Annotated in this window: 17 protein-coding genes; 12 read left to right on the top strand and 5 right to left on the bottom strand. The window is 65.9% G+C overall.

The features are described from left to right. The first annotated feature begins 131 nt into the window (after window positions 1–131). Together ASE88_RS02625 and ASE88_RS18670 are read left to right on the top strand one after the other, a co-directional pair. Window positions 132–587, top strand: coding sequence for a hypothetical protein (locus ASE88_RS02625; protein WP_156356882.1), 456 nt, complete (start codon window positions 132–134; stop codon window positions 585–587). Between the two features lie 60 nt (window positions 588–647). Continuing rightward, on the top strand, window positions 648–1,187 hold the full coding sequence (locus ASE88_RS18670) for a hypothetical protein (protein WP_156348198.1): 540 nt from the start codon (window positions 648–650) through the stop codon (window positions 1,185–1,187). Between the two features lie 681 nt (window positions 1,188–1,868). Here the strand turns inward: ASE88_RS18670 and ASE88_RS02620 are convergent. The 5 genes from ASE88_RS02620 to ASE88_RS02600 all read right to left on the bottom strand — a co-directional run bounded on the left by ASE88_RS02620 (window position 1,869) and on the right by ASE88_RS02600 (window position 7,324). Then, complete coding sequence (locus ASE88_RS02620; RefSeq protein WP_056475147.1) at window positions 1,869–2,876, bottom strand: sugar kinase; 1,008 nt, start codon at window positions 2,874–2,876, stop codon at window positions 1,869–1,871. Between the two features lie 144 nt (window positions 2,877–3,020). Then, window positions 3,021–3,776 (bottom strand): 2-dehydro-3-deoxy-D-gluconate 5-dehydrogenase KduD, encoded by a 756-nt coding sequence (kduD, locus tag ASE88_RS02615; RefSeq protein ID WP_056475143.1) that lies wholly within the window; start codon window positions 3,774–3,776, stop codon window positions 3,021–3,023. A 122-nt stretch (window positions 3,777–3,898) separates the two neighbouring features. Next, window positions 3,899–4,741, bottom strand: a complete 843-nt coding sequence (gene kduI, locus ASE88_RS02610) for a 5-dehydro-4-deoxy-D-glucuronate isomerase (RefSeq protein WP_056475141.1) — start codon at window positions 4,739–4,741, stop codon at window positions 3,899–3,901. A 12-nt stretch (window positions 4,742–4,753) separates the two neighbouring features. After that, complete coding sequence (gene uxaC, locus ASE88_RS02605) at window positions 4,754–6,196, bottom strand: glucuronate isomerase (protein WP_056475138.1); 1,443 nt, start codon at window positions 6,194–6,196, stop codon at window positions 4,754–4,756. A 90-nt stretch (window positions 6,197–6,286) separates the two neighbouring features. Next, window positions 6,287–7,324, bottom strand: coding sequence for a LacI family DNA-binding transcriptional regulator (locus ASE88_RS02600; protein ID WP_056476262.1), 1,038 nt, complete (start codon window positions 7,322–7,324; stop codon window positions 6,287–6,289). 95 nt (window positions 7,325–7,419) lie between these two features. On the opposite strand from ASE88_RS02600, the gene ASE88_RS02595 reads away from it, so the two are divergent. The 10 genes from ASE88_RS02595 (at window position 7,420) to ASE88_RS02550 (ending at window position 20,377) form a co-directional block, all read left to right on the top strand. Further along, window positions 7,420–8,898: a UxaA family hydrolase gene (locus ASE88_RS02595; protein WP_056475135.1), complete on the top strand. Its 1,479-nt coding sequence runs from the start codon at window positions 7,420–7,422 to the stop codon at window positions 8,896–8,898. Beyond that, window positions 8,895–10,334, top strand: a complete 1,440-nt coding sequence (locus ASE88_RS02590) for a mannitol dehydrogenase family protein (protein WP_056475133.1) — start codon at window positions 8,895–8,897, stop codon at window positions 10,332–10,334. The genes ASE88_RS02595 and ASE88_RS02590 overlap by 4 nt, the downstream gene beginning before the upstream one ends. A gap of 72 nt (window positions 10,335–10,406) precedes the next feature. Continuing rightward, the gene (locus tag ASE88_RS02585; protein WP_056475129.1) at window positions 10,407–11,201 is read left to right on the top strand and encodes a 2-keto-4-pentenoate hydratase; all 795 of its coding nucleotides are present in this window, start codon (window positions 10,407–10,409) and stop codon (window positions 11,199–11,201) included. Between the two features lie 33 nt (window positions 11,202–11,234). Beyond that, complete coding sequence (locus ASE88_RS02580; protein WP_235527840.1) at window positions 11,235–12,536, top strand: MFS transporter; 1,302 nt, start codon at window positions 11,235–11,237, stop codon at window positions 12,534–12,536. A gap of 583 nt (window positions 12,537–13,119) precedes the next feature. Beyond that, the gene (locus ASE88_RS02575) at window positions 13,120–13,401 is read left to right on the top strand and encodes a hypothetical protein (RefSeq protein ID WP_156356881.1); all 282 of its coding nucleotides are present in this window, start codon (window positions 13,120–13,122) and stop codon (window positions 13,399–13,401) included. A 1,454-nt stretch (window positions 13,402–14,855) separates the two neighbouring features. Continuing rightward, window positions 14,856–15,776 (top strand): cytochrome c oxidase subunit II, encoded by a 921-nt coding sequence (locus ASE88_RS02570; RefSeq protein ID WP_321163392.1) that lies wholly within the window; start codon window positions 14,856–14,858, stop codon window positions 15,774–15,776. After that, entirely contained in the window at window positions 15,773–18,319 is a 2,547-nt protein-coding gene (ctaD, locus tag ASE88_RS02565) for a cytochrome c oxidase subunit I (protein WP_056475116.1), read from the top strand. Before ASE88_RS02570 ends, ctaD begins: the two co-directional genes overlap by 4 nt. Next, entirely contained in the window at window positions 18,316–18,735 is a 420-nt protein-coding gene (locus ASE88_RS02560) for a hypothetical protein (protein WP_055875641.1), read from the top strand. Before ctaD ends, ASE88_RS02560 begins: the two co-directional genes overlap by 4 nt. Further along, a complete protein-coding gene (locus tag ASE88_RS02555) occupies window positions 18,732–19,352 on the top strand; it encodes a cytochrome c oxidase assembly protein (RefSeq protein ID WP_056475113.1) in 621 nt (206 codons plus the stop codon). The genes ASE88_RS02560 and ASE88_RS02555 overlap by 4 nt, the downstream gene beginning before the upstream one ends. After that, window positions 19,349–20,377, top strand: a complete 1,029-nt coding sequence (locus ASE88_RS02550; RefSeq protein WP_056475108.1) for a c-type cytochrome — start codon at window positions 19,349–19,351, stop codon at window positions 20,375–20,377. Before ASE88_RS02555 ends, ASE88_RS02550 begins: the two co-directional genes overlap by 4 nt. Window positions 20,378–20,559: the final 182 nt, after the last annotated feature.

Here is a 20,559-nt window from a genome sequence, read left to right as displayed (position 1 = left end):
GGGCCGCCGGCTTGCCCGTTGCCACACCGCCGCCCTTGCGCTCAGGCGCCGCGTGCTCGGTATCGACCGACCACATCAGGCGAAGGCGGCCGCCCGCACGCCGGGGTGCCGCCCAAAAGCCGAAACGATCGTTGGATCGCGCGACAGGGGGTGTTGCGTGGGACAACCCGCAAGGCTGCATCGAGCGAGGAACGCATGCCGGCGGTGCCGCTACCTACCAGACCCGGTTCAGCGTGCGCGGATACGGCATGCGAACCGATCGCGATCGGGGCGGCAAGGTTCGTTCGATGGGCCTCGATGGTAAGGCAAGATGCCAGACGGGCGGTGCCGACAGGACGGATATCGGGTTCGAACCGGTGTCGCTGCAAAAGGCGATCGTAACCACCTATCTCAGCATCAACGGCGTCTTCTTTCCCGATCGCTTCCCGGCCACCTTCAGATTTGTCCGGACACCAGCAGACGGCGGGCGGCAGTTCGATATCGTCGAAATCACGCCAGAAGGCGGCCGCCCGGCTTTAAATCCGGTTTCGGGCATGCCGTGGTCTGATGGAAGGCAGATGTCCGTCCGAAATTTGGAACGGCGGTGACGTCTCTGCGAATGCCCACTACACGCTTCATGGTAAGCTGCAATATTCGAGGAAAGCGGAATGCGTCATCGGGCTTTGTCGACAGCGATCGGCGCTGCCATCCTGACCTCTGGCTCGGCGAGCTTAGCGCAGGGTGTACTTTCAGGCATCTACGTTCTCGACCGTGGACAGAGCGACAACGTCTCCAAAGCAATCACGAGCGGTATTGCCGACGTTCCTATCGCTACGCGCGGGCTTGCCGGCGCCAGACTGCGCAAGTCCAACACGCCTTCGGACGGATTTAGGGTCTATAGTTCGCCAGATCGATTCTCGATTAAGGACGATGACAAACCAACGATCGTCGTTTCGACACGTGGAGAGCCGATTAGGTGGAAGCTTTTGGATGGTCAGGTTTTCAATGTATCGGCAAAAGCGAACGGCGAAACTGTTTCTCTAACGTACCGGGCGGCCAGGAATGAGCCGACCGCCGTCTGGGCCGATAGCGAACGGACCACCGTGTACCACAGCATCGGTCGAGAGTTGGTGGCAGAGACGACCATAACTGGTCCCCAGCTATCCAAACCCATTCATTACAGGCTGGTATATAGCCCGGTCAGATAACGCTATTCTAATCGATTGCGTATCTATGATATCAGCTTTCCGATCCACGAGGTATTCGAAACTGCCACGTAATCGTAACCGCCGCAGCGGGTTTCACGACGATAGCGTTTTGGCTTGGGACGACATGTAGCCTTGTTTCTGCGTTGCGCGGACCGATGAATTCTCCGCGAATTGGCTTCGATGCAAATCGTCCCTTATCGGCTTCAGAAATCCAGTGTCTCATAGTCTTGGGGGCGCGAACGCGTATTTCGTCGGCCGGGCTACGGTCTGCGCAAGTCGCATCTTGCTGATGGATTTTCTTGAGATCGAATGCAGCTAGCCGCGGCGCAATGGTCATCTGAACACCAGAGGCTGCAAAAAGGCAGCCTTCTTCGCGCGCGGGTCGGCGGCGAGGGTCGAGATGTTGCGGAACAGGCAGTCCTCGGATTGCGGCCCGTACGGTCCTGACTGCGGACATACCGCACTGAACGCCAAGGCGGATACCGGCAAGCTGGCGCGCGGGATAGGTTCGGACGCGCGAAACCGCTTGGCGCGACCGTAGTGACGCCCTTGAACGCCATGACGCCGCCGCTCCCCGGGACGAGGGGCACCCCGACGAACGCGCCGGCAGCGCATTGCACCGCGGCGCCCGCAAACGGTGGTGTAGCGCCCGCCCCCGGCGCCGAGCGTCACGTCCAGCCGTCAGCGGCGGACGTCGAGACCACCAGCGAGATACGCATCGATATCCGCCTGCCGGAACAGGCTGGCGTCCCCCGGTAGCGAATGCTTCAGCGCTGCGAGCGCGAGGCCGATCCGCGCAACCTCGCCGATGTCCGCGCCGGTGCGCAGCCCGTGCAGCACGCCCGCCGCAAACGCATCGCCGCCGCCGATCCGGTCGACGATCCCGGCCAGCACGACCTCGTCGGTCTGGACGTGCTCCGAACGCGTATCGATGCGCGCCGACAACCGGTGGAGGTCGACATGCTCGACATGCCGCGCGGTCGACGCGATCGTCTGCAACCGCGGAAACGCCTCGAATGCCGCCACCGCCGCCTCGCGTCGCCGATCCTCCGCGTCGCCGCAGAAATCGCGTCCGAGCAGCAGCGCGATATCGCGGTGATTGCCGAACATCAGGTCGGCATGCGCGACGAGCTTGGCCAGGATCGCACGCGGATCGGCATCCCAACGCTCCCATAATTTCCCCCGCCAGTTTCCGTCAAACGACACCGGAATGCCGCGCTCGGTCGCGGCCTCGACGGCAGCGAGCGCGGCTTGCGCCGGCACGGGGCCCAACGCCGGGGTGATACCGGACAAGTGGAAGCGATCGACGCCGGACAGCAGCCTGTTCCAGTCCCAGGCGCTCACCGGTGCTTCGGCGAACGACGACCAGGCACGGTCGTAGATCACTTCGGTCGCTCGCAAGCCGGCGCCGGAAGTGACGAAATACAGCCCCATCCGTTCACCGCCGAGTGTCACCATCGACGTGTCGACCCCGTGTCCCCGCAACGTGGTGATCGCGGCGCGCCCCAGGTCGTTGTCGGGAACCATCGTCGCCATGCCGACATCGTGGCCGAGCCGCGCGAGCTGCGTGACGACGTTGGCCTCGGCGCCGGCTACCCAGACATCGAGCTTGGGCGTCTGGAGCAGCAGCTCGCGCCCCGGTGGCGACAACCGCAGCATGATCTCGCCGAACGCCAGAAACTTGCTCATATCACCCCTTCATCTAAGTCTCCCCGGTCCGGGGAGTGGATCGCCGCCTTGGCATGCGGGGGGGCCGTTCTCCACGACCGGTCACTCGTGGCAGTCCCCCAGCTCCTGCAGCCTATGCCCATCCCCCCTTACCGGGAAAGATGTTCAGCGTGCCAGCCAGCCGCCATCGACCGCCAGGATATGACCCTGGACATAGTCCGCCGCGGCCGACGACAGGAATACCGCCGCCCCGCCGAGGTCGGAGGCGTCGCCCCATTTGCCCGCCGGGATGCGACCCAGGATCGACGCGTTGCGCGCCTCGTCCGCCTGCAACGCGGCGGTGTTGTTCGTGGCGATGTAGCCCGGCGCGATCGCGTTGACGTTGATCCCCTTGCTCGCCCATTCGTTCGCCAACAGCTTGGTGAGGCCACCAATCCCCGATTTGGAGGCGGTGTAGCTCGGTACGCGAATGCCGCCTTGGAACGTCAGCATCGACGCGATGTTGATGATCTTGCCCCCGCCATTTGCGATCATGTGTCGCCCCGCCGCCTGGCAGAGGAAGAACACGGACTTCAGGTTGGTGTCGATCACCGCGTCCCAGTCTGCCTCGGTGACATCGACCGCATCGGCCCGGCGGATGATGCCGGCGTTGTTGATGAGGATGTCTAGACCGCCGAGTGCGCCGATCGTCTCGTCGACGACGCGCTGCACGGGCTCGATCGTCGACAGGTCGGCCGAGACGATCTCCGCCCGGCGGCCGAGCGCGCGGATCTGCGCGACGGTGTCGTCGGCGGGCGTGCGCCCGACGCACGCGACGTCCGCGCCCGCCGCGGCCAGCGCCACCGCGATCGCCTGCCCGATTCCGGTGTTCGCGCCGGTGACGACGGCGACCTTGCCGGTAAGATCGAAGGGGTTTGTCATTCAACGACTCCTCCCCTCCCGCATGCGGGAGGGGCCGGGGTGGGTTCGCACTTTCCTCAAGCAAATCGGAGGCGGTAAGCGCGGGCCCACCCCCGACCCCTAGCGTGAACGGGAGGGGCGCTTTACGCCAGCTGGCAGATGTCCAGCACGGTCATGTCGGTATAATCCTGGTTCTCGCCCGCCATCGCCCAGATGAACGCATAGGCCTTGGTGCCCGAGCCCATGTGGATCGACCAGGGCGGGCTGATCACCGCTTCCTCGTTCGCCATCACGATGTGCCGGGTCGCCTCGCCCTCCCCCATGTAATGGAACACGCGGTCCTTCTCGAGATCGTCGAGCTCGAAGTAGAAATAGATTTCGCTGCGACGCTCGTGAATGTGCGGCGGCATCGTGTTCCACACCGAACCGGGCTTCAATACGGTGAGACCCATGACCAGCTGCGCGCTGTCGCAGATGCCGGGAATGACCATCTGGTAGATCGTCCGCGCGTTCGCCTCCTCGAGCGACCCGCGCTCCAGCGTGGTCGCATCGCCGACCGAGATCATGCGCGTCGTGAACGCCTTGTGCGCCGGGCACGACGCCAGATAGAAGCGCGCACCGTCGCCCGAGAACTGCACGTCCTTCGCGCCCATCGTCACGTACAGGCAGTCCTTGTTGCCGAGCGTGAACGTCTCGCCGTCGACGATGACGGTGCCGCTGGCCTTGCCGACGTTGACGACCGCGAGTTCGCGGCGCTCGAGGAACGGATGTCCCGCGGCGGATGCCGGCTCGGTCTGGTCGGGCAGCTTCACGCTACCGCTGCCGACCGCAACGCCACCGATCACGAAGCGCTCGGCATGCGTGTAGTTGAGCACGCATTCGCCGTCGCGGAACAGGTCCCGGATCAGGTACCGATCGCGCAGCTCGTCGTTGGAGACGCACTCCATCATGTCGGGGTGCGTGGCGTAATAGGTGCGTTCGAACATGATAAGCTCCGGTCAGGCCTCGTTGGCGGCGGAAAGGAGTTCGTCGATCCGGTAGGCGCGACGGACGAGCCCGCTCGTCAACTCATGGGCAAGATCGGCCGCTTCCCAGTCGGCTAGGCGGTGCTCGGCCACCAGTTGCGCCAGCACCCCGCAGTCGATCCGTCGCGCGACATCATGGCGTGCGGGGATCGACAGGAACGCGCGCGTGTCGTCGTTGAAGCCGACGGTGTTGTAAAAACCGGCCGTCTCGGTCGTCATCTGGCGAAACCGGCGCATCCCCTCGGGACTGTCGTGGAACCACCAGGACGGTCCGAGCTTGAGGCACGGATAATGCCCGGCGAGCGGCGCCAGCTCGCGCGCGTACGCACTTTCGTCGAGCGTGAAGAGGATGATCGACAGCCGCGTGCTGGTCCCGAACCGGTCGAGCAGCGGTTTGAGCGCCTGCACGTAATCGGTCCGCGTCGGGATGTCGGCGCCCTTGTCGCGGCCATGGCTCGCGAACAGCCCGGCATTGTGGTTGCGCGACGAGCCGGGATGGATCTGCATCACCATCCCGTCATCGACCGACATCGCCGCCATTTCGGTCAGCATCTGCGCGCGGAACAGCTCGGCGTCGGCCGGCGTCCAGTCGCCGCGCGTGACCTTTGCGAACAGCGCCTCGGCCTCGACGCTCGACAGGTTCGCGGTCGCGGCGGTCGGGTGCCCGTGATCGGTCGCGGTCGCGCCTGCCGCGCGAAAGTCGGCACGGCGCTTGCGGTGCGCCGCGAGATAACCGTTCCAGTCATACACGTCCTCGCCGGTCAGTTCGGCAAAGCGCGCCATTGCCGGCGTAAACGCCTCGTGCTCGACGTCGATCACGCCATCCGGGCGATAGGTCGTCACCACGCGCCCGTCCCAGCCCGATTGGCGGATCCGGCGATGCGCGGCGAGATCGTCGTGCGCGCCCTCGGTGGTCGCGAGAAACGCGATCCCGAACCGGTCGAACAATGCCCGAGGCCGGAACGCGTCGGAGGCCAGCTTCTCGCCGATGAGGTCGAAATACCGGTCCGCGGTCGATGTCTCGAGCGCGACGTCAATCCCGAACACCTCGGCAAACACATGATCGAGCCACAGCCGTGACGGCGTCCCCCGGAACAGCGTGTAATGCGCCGCGAACAGCGTCCATGCCGCCCGCGGATCGGTCGCGGGCACGCCGCTCCGCCGCGGGATCGCCAGCGCATCCAGGTCGACGCCCTGACTGTAGAGCATCCGGTAGAGATAATGGTCGGGCGCGAGCAGCAGCGAGGTTGCGTCGGTCCAGTTGGCGTTGTCGGCAAACCAGCTCGGATCGGTATGCCCGTGCGGGCTGATGATCGGCAGCGTAGCGACCTCGGCGTACAACGCCCGCGCAATCGCGCGCGTCGCCGGTTCCGCCGGGAAAAGGCGGTCCGGATGCAGTTCCAGAGCCCTTGCCATCGTCCATCCTCCTTGCCGCTTCGCGCGATAGTCCGACAATCCGGTAACCGGTGTCAGGGCTTCGTGCAACCGGCGATTCCGCGCCTGACGCTATGCCTGGATGTCGCTTGGCGGCGCCACCGACGCACGCCGGATCAGCGTCGACAGGAACAGCGACGGCTCCTCGACCAGGTCGCTGCCATCATAGACCCCCGCGATCAACTTCAACGCGGCCGATCGCGCCATCGACGCGATCGGCCAGCGCACTGTCGTCAGCGGTGGCCAGACATGCGCGGCGATCGGCGTATCGTCGAACCCGATGATCGACAGGTCGCGCGGAACATCGAGGCCGCGTTGCCGCGCGGCATGGATGATCCCCGCTGCCATCTCGTCGTTCGACGAGAAGATCGCGGTCGGTCGCGGCATGACGTCGAGCAATCGTTCCGCCGCGACCAGTCCTGACTCGAATGTGTAATTGCCGTCCGCGATCATGCTGCGCGGCAAGGCGATCCTCGCCGCAGCCAGGGCATCCTCGAACCCCAGACGCCGCTCGCGCGCCGAGCGGAATCCGTGCGGTCCTGCGACCAGTCCGATCCGGCGATGCCCCTGCCCGATCAGATATTCGGTCGCGGTCCGCACCGCCTCGCGGTCGTTCGACGCGACCATGTGCTTGGTATCGTCGAGCACGGCCGAACCCATCCGGACATAGCGGCAGCCGATCGAGTCGCACAATTTGGCGACCGAATCATTCTCGCTGACCGGCGGCATCAGCAGCACGCCGAACAGTCGCTGCCGCTCCAGAAAGTGCCGGAGATCGTCGAGCATCGTCGCGGAGCCGCGATCGAGCGGCCGCACCACCATCTCGAATTCGGTTCCGCGCAACGCCTCCAACATACCCTGCTGCACGTTGAGCACGGTCTGCGCATTCGGGTTGTCGTGGACCAGCCCGATCAGGAAATTGCGGCCCAGCGCCAGCGCGCGTGCCTGCGGGTTGGGGATATAGCCCAGCGCGCCGATGACGTCCTCGACCCGCTTGCGCGTATCGTCGTTGAGCAACGGCGACCGGTTGATCACCCGGCTTACCGTCTTCTTGGAGACCCCGGCGATCCGGGCAACGTCGTTGATCGTCGGTTGACCGGTCTTCTGCATCGCAAGGACATAGCCCGACCGGACCAAGCCGTCTTGCGGAAAAGCCATCGCCACCGCATAACGCTGACACCGGTTGCCGATACATAAGGGATGCGATGGCCAAGGCTCTGAGGGTCGATCCGCGCGACGGCGTGGCGACGCTGCTGCACGATGCGCAGGCGGGCGAAGTCGTGACGATAGGCGCAGACGCATTGGTCCTGAGCGGCGATATCGGGCGCGGCCACAAGGTCGCGCTGGCACCGATTGCGGCGGGCGAGCCAGTGCTGAAATACGGCTTTCCGATCGGCATCGCGACGCAGCCGATTGCCCCCGGCGGGCACGTCCATTCGCACAATCTCAAAACCGGCCTCGACGCTACGCTCGCCTATCGGTTCGCCCCGGTCGGCGCCGCGTCTGCCCCCGACGCATCGGCCGCGACGTTCGACGGCTATGTCCGCGCCGATGGCAGCGTCGGCACGCGCAACGAGATCTGGATCCTGTCGACCGTCGGCTGCGTCGCGCGCACCGCCGAGCGGATCGCCGCCAGGGCCGCGGCGCTGGTCGGCGATAGCGTCGACGGCGTCCACGCCTTCACCCATCCACATGGCTGCTCGCAGCTCGGCCCGGATCTCGAGGGGACGCGCACGATCATGGCGAGCCTTGCCTGCCATCCCAATGCCGGCGGGGTGCTGATCGTCGGGCTCGGCTGCGAGGAGAACCAGATCAGGGCGTTGCTCGCCACGATCCCGGAGTCACGCCACGCGATGATCCGCACCTTGACGACGCAGGTCAGCGGCGACGAGATCGCCGAAGGCTGCGCGCTGGTGGCCGAACTCGCCGCGCTGGCGAAGGCGTCGCGCCAGACGGTCGGCATCGACAAGCTCGTCCTCGGCGTCAAATGCGGGGGGTCGGATGGCCTGTCGGGCCTCACCGCCAACCCGCTCGTCGGCCGGATGAGCGACCGCGTCACCTCGGCGGGCGGCCGCGTCCTCATGACCGAAATCCCCGAGGTCTTCGGCGCCGAACAGATGCTGATGAACCGTGCCGCGAGCGAACCCGTGTTCGACCGGATCGTCGCCGTCGTGAACGATTTCAAACGCTACTTTCTCGATCACGGCGAGACGGTGTCGGAGAACCCGTCGCCCGGCAACGTCGTCGGCGGCATCACCACGCTCGAGGAAAAATCGCTCGGCGCCGTCCAGAAGGCGGGTCGTGCCGCAGTAGCCGACGTGATCGACTATGGCGCGCGGGTCAGGAGCGACGGTCTCACGCTGTTGGAGGCGCCGGGCAACGACGCCGTCTCGTCGACCGCGCTGGCGGCGGCGGGCGCGACCGCGATCCTGTTCACGACCGGCCGCGGCACGCCACTCGGCTTTCCCGTGCCGACGATCAAGATTGCGTCCAACGCGGATCTCGCCACGCGCAAGCCCGGCTGGATCGATTTCGACGCCAGCGTCGTGCTGGACGACGGTTTTTCGGCGACCGAAGCTGCGCTGCTTTCGCGCATCATGCAGGTCGCATCGGGGGCCGAAACCGCCGCAGAGCGCAATGGCGAACGCGAAATCGCGATCTGGAAACGAGGCGTAACCCTGTGAACCGACTGTCTTTCACCAGCGTCTCTTCCCTCCCCGGCACCGTCCAAGGCGCCAAAGCGCGCCCACCCGGCGGCGTCGGCATCGTCCATTTCGGCCCCGGCGCATTTCACCGCGCGCATCAGGCGGCCTATGTCGACGACCTGCTCACGCACGATCCGCGCTGGGGGATCGCGGCGGTATCGATGCGGACGCGCGGCACGATCGACGCGCTGGCGGAGCAGGACGGGCTTTACACGCTTGCGATCCGCGACGCCGATCCGTCGCTGCGCGTGATCGGCGCGCACCGTCGCTTCCTCGGGCCTGAGAACGCGACAGAGACCCGCGCGCTGCTTGCCGACCCGGCAGTCGCGCTGGTGACGACGACCGTGACCGAGAAGGGCTATTGCCTTGCGGGCGACGGCACTCTCGACATCGGCCATCCCGATATCGTCCACGACCTTGCCGGAACGTCGGTTCCGCGCAGCGTCGTTGGCTGGATCGTCGCCGGACTCGCCGCGCGCCGGGCCGCCGGGACCACCCCGTTCGTGCCGATGCCGTGCGACAATCTCGCGAGCAACGGCGCCAAGTTGCATGCCGCACTGATCGCCTTTGCTGGACGGACCGACGCGTCGCTTGCGGATTGGATCGCGCGCGAGGTCCGCGTGCCCTCGACGATGGTCGATTCGATCACCCCGGCAAGCGACGCCGCGCTCCTCGCCGACATTGCCGCGACGCTGGGCGTCGAGGATCGGGCCGCGGTCCAGCGGGAATCATTCGCGCAATGGGTCATCGAGGATATCGGGCGACCGCTCGGTCCCGACCTCGCCAGCGTCGGCGCGACCATCACCACCGACGTCGGCGGCTATGAAAAGGCCAAGCTGCGGATCCTCAACGGCGCGCATTCCACGCTCGCTTATGCCGGCCTGTTGCGCGGATCGAGCAGCGTCGCCGACGCGATGCGCGACCCGGAACTCGCCGCGTTCGTCGACGCGATGATCGCCCGCGACATCATCCCGATGCTGCCCCCCGTCCAGGGGCTCGACATCCAGGCGTATCGCACGGCCGTCCTGCAACGCTTTCGTAACCCGGTGATCGTCCACCGGCTCGACCAGATCGCGCAGGATGGCTCGCAGAAGCTGCCCTATCGCCTCGGCGACACATTGATCGCCAACCGCCGCGCCGGACGCATGCCCACCCATATCGTCGCGGCGTTCGGCGCCTGGACCGCGTTCCTGATCCGCCGATCGCGCAGTGGCCAGCCGATCGTCGACCCCGCCGGCGACAGGCTGGCCATACTCGCATCCGAGGGGAGCCCGGCGGATATCGTCGCGCGCTTGACCGACGATGGCCTCGGCATTCCTCGCGAAGTGCTTGAGGACGCTGCGCTAATGACCGCGCTCGGCCGTGCCGCGACCGATGCTCACGACGAAAACTGGAGCTCGTTATTCGCGGGCTGAGCAACCCCGCTTGTCAGTGACACCGGTTTCTCATACGCTCGAAAAAATAGTACGATAGTACAGGAGGGGTTCTTGGCGGCACGGCCGGACACGACCAACACGATACGGATCGCGCAGACCTTCGTCGACGCGCGCCGCGACGGTGGCGTCGTTCCCGATTTTCCCGGCGACGTGCCGCTCACGCTCGACGAGGGCTATGCCGTGCAGGACGCGGCACTGCTGCTCGCGGACGGCGTCGTGGCGGGCTGGAAGGTCGGGCGGATCAACCCGCCGCTCGACGGGATCGACCGGCTGACCGGCCCCATCTTCGCCGATCAAATCGTCATGGCCAGCGCCGACCCGGTTGCGATGCCGGTGTTCGCGCAAGGGTTTGCCGCGGCAGAGGCCGAATTTCTGCTCAGGATCGGCACCGCGCCCCACCCTGCCAAGTCGACCTATACGATCGACGAAGCCCGTGCGATGATCGACGCGGTGCATGTCGGGATCGAGATCGCGAGCTCGCCGTTCCCGGGTATCAACGCGCTCGGGCCGACCGTCACCGTGTCCGATTTCGGCAACAATAATGGGCTGGTCGTCGGCGCCGATGCCGAGGGGTGGCGCGAGGGCGACGTCAACGACTGGCCGGTGGAGCTGTCGATCAACGATGTCCGGATCGGTGCCGCGACGAGCGCGTCGATGCTCGACGGACCGTTCGGCGCGGTTCGCTACCTGCTCGAACATCTGGCCGCACGCGGGATCGCATTGTCGCCGGGACAATGGGTTTCGACCGGCGCGGTCACCGGCGTCCACCCGGTCGCAATCGGCGACCGGGTGGAGGCGCGCTTCGACGGACGCTTCGCCGTCCACTGCACCATCAAGGCCCGCTAGAGGCTGTTTTTAGGAGAGAACCCTGTGGCGAGCATGGACATGCCGGAGGTGGGCGCGCCCGGCGCGATCGGTGACGCCGGGATAGGCGGCAGGATCGGCCGCTATCGCTGGTTGATCTGCAGCCTGTTGTTCGTCGCGACCGCGATCAACTATGTCGACCGGCAGATGATCGGCGTGCTGAAACCGACCATCTCCGGCGAGCTCGGCTGGAACGAGACGACCTATGCCGACGTCATCTTCTGGTTCCAGGCGGCTTATGCGATCGGCTATCTGAGCTTCGGCCGGATCGTCGACGTGCTCGGCGCGCGGATCGGCTACTCCGTCGCGTTCGTGATCTGGACGCTTGGCCACACGCTGTGCGGGTTCGCCGGCAACGCGTTCCAGTTTTCCGCAGCGCGCGTCGTGCTCGGACTCGGCGAGGCGGGCAATTTCCCCGCGGGCATCAAGGCTGTCTCGGAGTGGTTTCCCGCCAAGGAACGCGCGTTCGCGACCGGGGTGTTCAACGCAGGCGCGAACATCGGCGCGATCGTCACACCGCTGATCGTGCCGATCATCACGATCGCGTTCGGGTGGCGGATGGCGTTCATCATCACCGGCGCGGTCAGCGTGGTCTGGCTGGTGGCGTGGATCGCGATCTATCGGCGGCCGCGCGAAGTGGCGAATCTGTCGGCCGCGGAGCTGGCGCATATTGAAAGCGATCCGGCCGATCCGGCCAAGACGCTCGGCTGGCTCACGCTGCTCGGCTATCGCGAGACCTGGGCCTATGCGCTGGGGAAATTCCTTATCGATCCGATCTGGTGGCTGTTCCTGTTCTGGACGCCGGACTTTCTAGCCAAGACATACCATCTTGATCTCAAGAGCTTCGGCCCGCCGCTGGTCGCGATCTATCTGCTGTCCGATCTTGGCAGCGTCGCGGGGGGCTGGTCGTCGTCGACGCTGATGAAGCGCGGCCACTCCGCCAATTTCGCGCGGAAGATCACGATGCTGGTCTGCGCGTTCCTGGTGATGCCGATCTTCTTCGCGCAATATGTCGGCAATCTCTGGGTGGCGGTCGGCATCGTCGGCTTGGCGACGGCGGCGCATCAGGCGTTCTCGGCGAACCTGTACACGATCCCGTCGGACATGTTCCCGCGCGGCGCGGTGGGGTCGGTGGTCGGGATCGGCGGCACGGTCGGCGCGATCGGCGGCATGATGATGGCCAAGTTCACCGGCTACGTCCTGCAGACCACGGGGAGCTACACGCTGATCTTCTCAGTCGCCGGCACCACGTACCTCCTCGCGATCACCGTCGTGCATGTACTGTCGCCGAGGTTGGCGAGAGTGGACGCGGACTAAGTTTGCCCTTCCTTGTTCTCCCGCGAAGGCAGAAGTCCCGCCTCGACTCCTGCCGTCGCGGGAGAGCAAGCATTTCTGCGCCCGAGAAGAGAAGCGTGAATCATTTTACGACGGCGCCCCTACTAGCATTGGCGATCGCCTTGACAATCCGTCGCCGCACAGGACTCGACCGGGCTGCTGTTCCGTGCGTCGGCCGACAAGAGCCCGTCCTCCAACTGCGCCGCCGGCGACCCCGGCCCCAACCCTCGTAGCGGTCTCATCATCACCCAGGATGGCGCCATCAGCGGCGGCGCGCGCTGGGCCGACGACCGCTATGTCGCCTGGAAAGCCCCCCGGTAATGTCCGGGCGAATTGCGGTACGCTCGCTTTCTTCTGGCTTGCCCGCACCCCCGTTGGCGAAGCCCCGTTCGAGATCTTCCGCACCGCCTCGCCGAGCCAGGCGCGCCCGAACGCGTTGCGCTTCTGCTGCCCGGCGCGACGCCCACCAGGTTTCGGGTGATCGCCTACAACACCACCGAACAACCCAAGAGCGCTGCGATGTCGCCCATGGAACATCACCGTCGGACGCTGGACAGTGGAGGCGTTGAGCAGCATCCATGGCGGCAGGACGCTCGTACCAATCAGGTCTGCGCAGACCATTACGCTCGAACGCGGCACAAGCACCGAAGTGATGTTCGGGCCCGGCAGGACGGTGATTGACTTCGCGCTGGTCGAGCCGGCCACGCCGGTGGAACAGCGTGCGGATATCGGCATCGGCACGGACCACGTGGTCGTGAAGGGGCATAGCGTAGCGATCACCGTCCACAGCGTTGGCGCAAAAGACGCGACGGGTGGCCGTGCGGAGTCAATAGATGCGACGGGCTAGGTCGTCGCCACCACGCACATCCCCCCGCAAGCCGCCCCGCTCGATCTCAAGCCCAAAACTGCAACTTGGAGAAATGCACTCTCGACCCACGTTGATCTTCCGAAAATGATCGTCCGCGTCGCGCTCACCGATGACGAGCCCGAGATCACTCAAGCCGACAACCGCATGGCAACGCCCCGGTGATGCGCACCCGATGACGCTATCCCAATGTCTTAACGCCCGCTCCTTCGGTAGCGTGACCACGCCCATTCCGTTCGTGCGGAGCCACGGAGCGCACCTACCTTGAGTCACAGTCTTCGTTCTCGCTAAGGACGAAAGGAAGTATCTGGGGTGACGCCCAACCGCAGAGAAGTATTCGTGGGACTGGCGTGATCAATGTTCGTCCGTGCCTCTGCGCACGACCAGACCACCCCGTCTATACGCCACCCTCGCGCCGCAGCCGCGGCGACCGCTGCAGACGAAGCACTCCGTCTGTTCGCCCCCTTCGCACCATACGCCTTGTAACCCGAGGGCCGCCCCAGTTCGCTCCGTGCCGGTCTGGCGATCAACCCCGCAGTCGCAATGTCCACGTTCGGCCGCACAGGATGCAGCCCCTAAGGCGTCACCCCTAGGTCCGGCGCGTAGAAGGCGACACGTCCGGATCAAGCCAAGATCGACGCAGACTCCGCCGCGATCCTCGCCGACGCTGAAACATGAATTCTCCTTCCCCGCCTGTCGCTCGACGGCACGGTCAACGCTTCGCGGAGGGCGCTCCCAGATCCCACGATGGATCAACAGATCGCCGCACTGGAAAGTCTCCGCGACACCGCCTCTCCGCTCCCAGATTCGGACGCTTCAGGGGCGGCGCGGACTGGTACGCTCTCGAGCCCTAACGCTCGCTCGGGACTATGACGCCAGCCTATGCGGAACGCCAGGTCGTCGTTGAACTGAACCACCTTAACGCTCGTGCCACGCACCTGTTCGACCAGACCGGCGCAGCCAAGCCCACCGTCGCAGCACGCTATATCAAGCTATGGCAGGACGCGCGCTTTCTCTATCCCGACGCCGACGCTGGTCCGCGCCAAGGCCCTGGCGACTGCAGTTCCCCCTCACGACGACCCCCGTCGTGTTTGATAATCGTATACAGCACGGAAACTCCGTGACGTTGGGCTTGCGCGCTGAGACCCGGTCACAATCAATTCCCCGAGAACCTCAAGGCCGTTATCATCGGGAATTGGCGCGCGAGTTCGGCGTCGATTTGGGTATTTTCTGCCAATCTAAAGCGCGGCTCCCAGCAGAGTGCAGGTCATGTCAAAATATGCCGGCGCGGGTTGACAGGATCGCATGAAATTTCTGTCATTTTGAGTTTACGCGCCGCTGTCAGCCCGGCTAGAGGACGCGGATATACGAAGGGCTGCAAAATGATGATACGGAAGGCTAATTTACTTTCCGTGGGGGGATGTCTGCCATTCTTGGTGGGGTGCAACCAGCACCAGTCGGCGCTCGCGCCGTTCGGCGAAGAGGCGGACACGGTCCTCTCGATCACCATCGTTCTAGTTATTGGCGCCTTCGGCCTCGCGGGCGGGCTCGCCTTGATGATGCGTCATGCGATGCGCGCGCCCGAGGGACGCCTGACGCACAAGGGCGGCATGAAGCTCGTGCTATGGCTGGGTGGAATCGGTCCTTCGATACTGCTGCTCGGTCTGCTCCTTTACGCGCTGCCCGCGATGCGCCCGCGCGAAGTAGACAGCAACGATCTACGGATCGGGATCGAGGGGGAGCAATTCTGGTGGCGCGTCCGGTACGCGCCGCCCGGCGGCTCGGTGGTGGAGGCAGCCAACGAACTGCGCCTGCCGGTCGGCCGCACCGTCGAACTGTCGCTGCGCAGCACCGACGTCATCCACAGCTTCTGGGTGCCGGGCCTTGCGGGCAAGATGGACATGATCCCCGGCCGCACTAACCGCCTCGTCGTCCGCGCGACCAAGGCGGGGACGTATCGCGGCATCTGCGCGGAGTTCTGCGGACTCGGCCATGCGCTGATGGCGTTCGACGTGGTCGCGATGGAGCCTGCCGCGTTCGAGCGCTGGCTCACCGCCCAGGCGCGACCTGCTACGCCGACCGCATCGCCCGGCTCGCGCCTGTTCGCCAGCTATGGCTGCAGCGGCTGTCACGGCGTCCGTGGCGTTGGCCCGGTCGCGAAGATCGGCCCCGACCTGACGCATTTCGGGTCGCGCCCGACGCTCGCCGCCGGCATCCTGCCGATGACACACGCTAATATCGCCGGCTTCGTCCGTGACCCCGGCAAGACCAAGCCCGGCGTGCGCATGCCCGCCTTCCCGCAGATGTCGGCCGCCGAGGCCGACCAGATCGCCAGCTATCTCCAGGGGCTCAAATGACCACCGAGAGCACCCCGTACGTCGCCCCCGACCAGAACGATCCCGCGGTTCGCAAAGGTCAGGAGGATCGCTTGCGCGAAGTGTGGAAGCCGCCCTCGGGCTGGTTCTTCCGCTGGACCGACGTCAACAACAACCGGATCGGCGTGTGGTACACGCTGACCGCGTTCGGCTTCATGCTGTTCGCGGGCGTGCTCGCGCTGATCATGCGCACGCAGCTGGCGGTGCCGAACAACGATCTGGTCACCGCGAACACGTTCAACCAGCTGTTCACGCTGCACGGCTCGATGATGATGTTCCTGTTCGCGGTGCCGATGTTCGAGGCGGTCTCGATCATCCTGCTGCCGCAGCTGCTCGGCGCGCGCGACCTGCCGTTCCCGCGGCTGTCGTCGTTCGGCTATTGGAGCTTCCTGATCGGCGGCGTCTTCGTGTCGGGATCGATCTTCTTCGACGCCGCGCCCGATGGCGGCTGGTTCATGTATCCGCCGCTGACGACGCGGACCGATCTGAGCGGGCTTGGCGCCGACATCTGGATGCTGGGCCTGAGCTTCATCGAGGTATCGTCGGTCGCAGCGGCGGTCGAGCTGATCGTCGGCGTGCTCAAATGCCGCCCGCCGGGGATGCGGCTCAACCTCATGCCGCTCTACGCCTGGTATATCCTGGTCGTCGCGGTGATGATCCTGTTCGCCTTCCCGCCGCTGATCGCGGGCGACGTGCTGTTCGAGATGGAGCGGCTGCTCGACTGGCCGTTCTTCAACGCAGAAAAGGGCGGCGACCCGCTGCTGTGGCAGCACCTGTTCTGGATCTTCGGCCACCCCGAAGTCTATATCGTCTTCCTGCCGTCGATCGCGCTGTTCGCGATGCTGATCCCGACGTTCGCGCAGCGGCATCTGCTGGGCTATCCGTGGATCGTGCTGGCCGCGGTCGGCACCGCGTTTCTGAGCTTCGGGCTGTGGGTCCACCACATGTTCACGACCGGTCTGCCCAAGATCAGCCTCGCCTTCTTCGCCGCCGCCTCCGAAGCGGTGGCGATCCCGACCGGCGTGCAGATCTTCGTGTTCATCGCGACGCTTTGGGCGGGCAACGTCAAGAAATCGACGCCGTTGCTCTATGCGACCGGCAGCCTCGCGGTATTCGTGATCGGCGGGCTGACGGGCGTGATGGTCGCGGTCGCGCCGTTCGACTGGCAGGCGCACGACACCTATTTCATCGTCGCGCATCTCCATTACGTGCTGATTGGCGGCACGCTGCTGCCGCTGTTCGCCGGGCTGTATTATTACTGGCCGCTGATCACCGGCAAGAAGCTGTCGGATCGGCTCGGGCGGATCGCGTTCTGGATCATGTTCGTCGGCATGAACCTGACCTTCTTCCCGATGCATCTCTCGGGCCTGCTCGGCATGCCGCGCCGCGTGTTCACCTACCCTGAGGAACTGGGGATCGGCGGGCTCAACCTCGCCTCGACCGCGGGCTCGTACATGTTCGCGATCGGCGTGCTGATCGTCTGCATCGACCTCGCGCTGTCGCCGCGCCGCGCCAAGGCGTCGCGCAATCCGTGGAATGCAGGGACGCTCGAATGGCTCGCGCTGCCTGATGACGAGGATTGGGGCATCCGTTCGGTGCCGCTGATCGAGAGCCGCTACCCGATCTGGGACCAGAAGAACTTCGTCCAGAAGGTCGACGAGGGCCGCTTCTTCCTGCCCGACGCGGAGGAGATGCGGCGCGAGTCGATCATCACCACCGTGCTCGATGCGCGGCCGTTGCAGGTGATCCGCCTCGGCACGCCGAGCGTGAAGCCGATGATGACCGCGGTCGCGCTGGCGGGCGTGTTCATCCTGACGACCTATCATCTGTACCTGCTGTCCGCGCTCAGCGGCGTCGCGACGCTCGCCTGCGTGCTGTGGTGGCTGTGGACCGGGACAGCCGAGATCCCCGAAAAGCCGACCAAGCATATCGGCCACGGTATCGAGGTGCCGCTCTATACCTCGGGGCCGTCGGCGCCGGGCTGGTGGGCGATGTTCATCACGATGATGGCGGATGCGACCGCGTTTTCGGGGCTGGTGTTCGGCTATTTCTTCTTCTGGACGATCCACACCAATTTCCCGCCCACGGGCGCTGGGCTGGACGGACCCGGCGTGTTCTGGCCGATGGTCGCACTGGCCGCGACGCTGGTCGGCTGGGCGGCCACCGTCGGCGCGCGCGAAGTGCATCGCCGCGGCAACGTCGCGGCGGGCCGCGCGCTGCTGGTCGTCGGGATCGTCGCGACATTGTCGAGCCTGTTCGCCGGGCTAGCCGGGCCTTGGTATTCGGGGATGGATCCCGAACTGCACGTCTATCCGGCGATCGTCTGGACGCTGGCGATCTGGACCGCGGTGCACGCAGCGATCGGCGTGATCATGCAGGCCTATACGCTCGCGCGCAGCCTCGCGGGGAAGATGACGCCGGTCTATGACGCCGATCTGCGCAACATCACCGTCTACCACCATTTCCTCGCGCTGACGGGCATCGTGACGTTCTGCACGATCGGCCTGTTCCCGGGTGTCGCATGACGACGCCCGAGCCTGACCGCAAAACCGGTTCGAACCGGAAGCACTGGGCGCGCGACCTGCAGGTCACGCTGTGGACGCTGATCGTCCCGCCGACGATCTGGGCTGTGCATTTCATGTTCTGCTATCTGTGGGTCGCGGTGACATGCGCGAAATCGCCGACGCCGGGGACGGCGCTGAACGGATTTCCGCTGGCCACCCTGATCGCGACGATCGTCGCGCTGCTGGGGATCGTCGCGGCGGGCTATATCGCGCGCGTCCAGTCGCAGACGCCGGGCGACCCTGCGCCGCATGACGAAGGGACCGCGATCGACCGGCTCCGCTTCCTCGCGCTGTCGACCCGGTTGCTGGCGGGCCTGAGCTTCGTCGCGGTCCTCTTCACCGCGCTGCCGGTCATCATGTTCGGCGATTGCCGATGAGACGCGCGAGCCTGGTGCTCGGCGCGGTGCTGGTCCCGCTCGGCTGGGCGTTCGCCACAGCGCCGCTCGGCATGGTCGGGCACATGGCCGGCCACATGATCGCGGTGGCGGTGGCGGCGCCGTTCCTCGCTTACGGTATCGCGGGCAGCCGCTTCGATCCGGCCGAGCGGTGGCCGGCGGTGGTGACGCCGCTGGCGATGTCGCTGGTCGAACTGGTCGTCGTGTGGCTCTGGCACCTCCCCGCACTGCGGCTGCGCGTCGACATGCAGCCGCTGGCGCTGCTGATCGAGCAGGCGAGCTTTTTAGGCGCCGGTCTGCTGCTGTGGAGCGCGGTGCTCGGCACGCGAACCGGCGGGGCTACCGACCGGCGCGCGTCAGGGGTCGCGGCGATGCTGCTGACGTCGATGCATATGACGCTGCTTGGCGCACTCATCGGCCTCGCCCCGCGGCCGCTCTACGCGATGATGGCGATGCACCCTGCCGCGCATGGCCTCGATCCGCTCGAGGACCAGCAGCTCGGCGGCGTCGTCATGCTGATGGTCGGCGCGGCGAGCTATTTCCTCGGCGGGCTCGCGATGCTCGGCGGTTTGTTGAAGACACGGAGCGCTGCGGCATGACGATCCGGATCACCTGGGCGCGCGCGATCGCCGCCATCGTCGCGCTGGCGCTCGCCGGCCTGCTGTTCGCCTGGTCGGGCGTGTTCAACATCGCCGCGTCGTCGGGGCATTGGAAGGTCACCGACTGGTTCCTCCACTGGACGATGCGCAACTCGGTGCGCACGCATGCGGCCTTCACCGTGCCCGACGATCCCAAGGCGCGCGCAGGGCTCGTCAGCGCCGCCGGCCTGTTCAAGGCGAGCTGCGCGTCGTGCCACGGCGCGCCCGGCGTCCGCCCGCTGCCGGTGATGCAGGCGGCGACGCCCCCTGCCCCCGATCTTGCGGTCAATGCGCGCGAATGGACCGACAAACAGATCTTCTGGATCCTCAAGCACGGCGTCAAATATACCGGCATGCCCGGCTGGGCGGCGAAGGACCGCGACGACGAGGTCCGCCGGATGGTCGCGTTCGTCCGCCTGCTGCCCGAGATGTCGCCCGCGACCTACCGCGCGCTGACCGAAGTGCCGGGGTCGACCGACGCCAGAATCGCGACCTGCGCGGGCTGTCACGGCATTGACGGTCGTGGCCGCGGCCAGCCCGACATGCCGGTGCTCGGCGGCCAGAGCCCCGCCTATCTCCGAGGGGCGCTCGAAGCCTATGCGACTGGCAAGCGCCAGAGCGCGGTGATGGCGAACGCCGCGGCGTCGTTGACGCCCGCCGAGATGGCGCGGCTGGCGGATCATTTTGCGGCGATGCCGGGAGTCGGCGCGATCAAGCCCGCGGGCAGCGTCGAGGCCGCACGGATCGACCGCGAAGGCCTGCCAAAGGTCCAACTTCCCGCCTGCGCAAGCTGCCACGCGCCCGGCAAGCCCTACCCAGTGCTCGCCGGCCAGCGCGCCAGCTACATCGCGCAACGCCTGCGGAACTGGCGCGGCGACGAAACGGTGGTCGATGCGCGAAAGTCGCAGTCCACGATGCCGGTGATCGCTCGTCGCATCCCGGAGGAAATGATCGACCCGGTTGCGCAGTATCTTGCGGGTCACTGAACGGCTGGCGACGCGATGCCGTCGCGATTTGGCACGCTCGCCTGTCTGCCTAATGTGCCCGCGGTCCTGCCACGCGGCAGGAAAGTCGGCCTAACAACGCCTAGCGCTGCTTAAAGGCCAGGAGCCCTCTTCCACAGATCACACTATTTGTTGCTGGCAGATAATCCCAGACATTTGCAGCC

Source organism: Sphingomonas sp. Leaf38 (genome assembly GCF_001421825.1).
Lineage (GTDB): Bacteria > Pseudomonadota > Alphaproteobacteria > Sphingomonadales > Sphingomonadaceae > Sphingomonas.
This window is presented reverse-complemented; position numbering and strand designations above follow the sequence as displayed.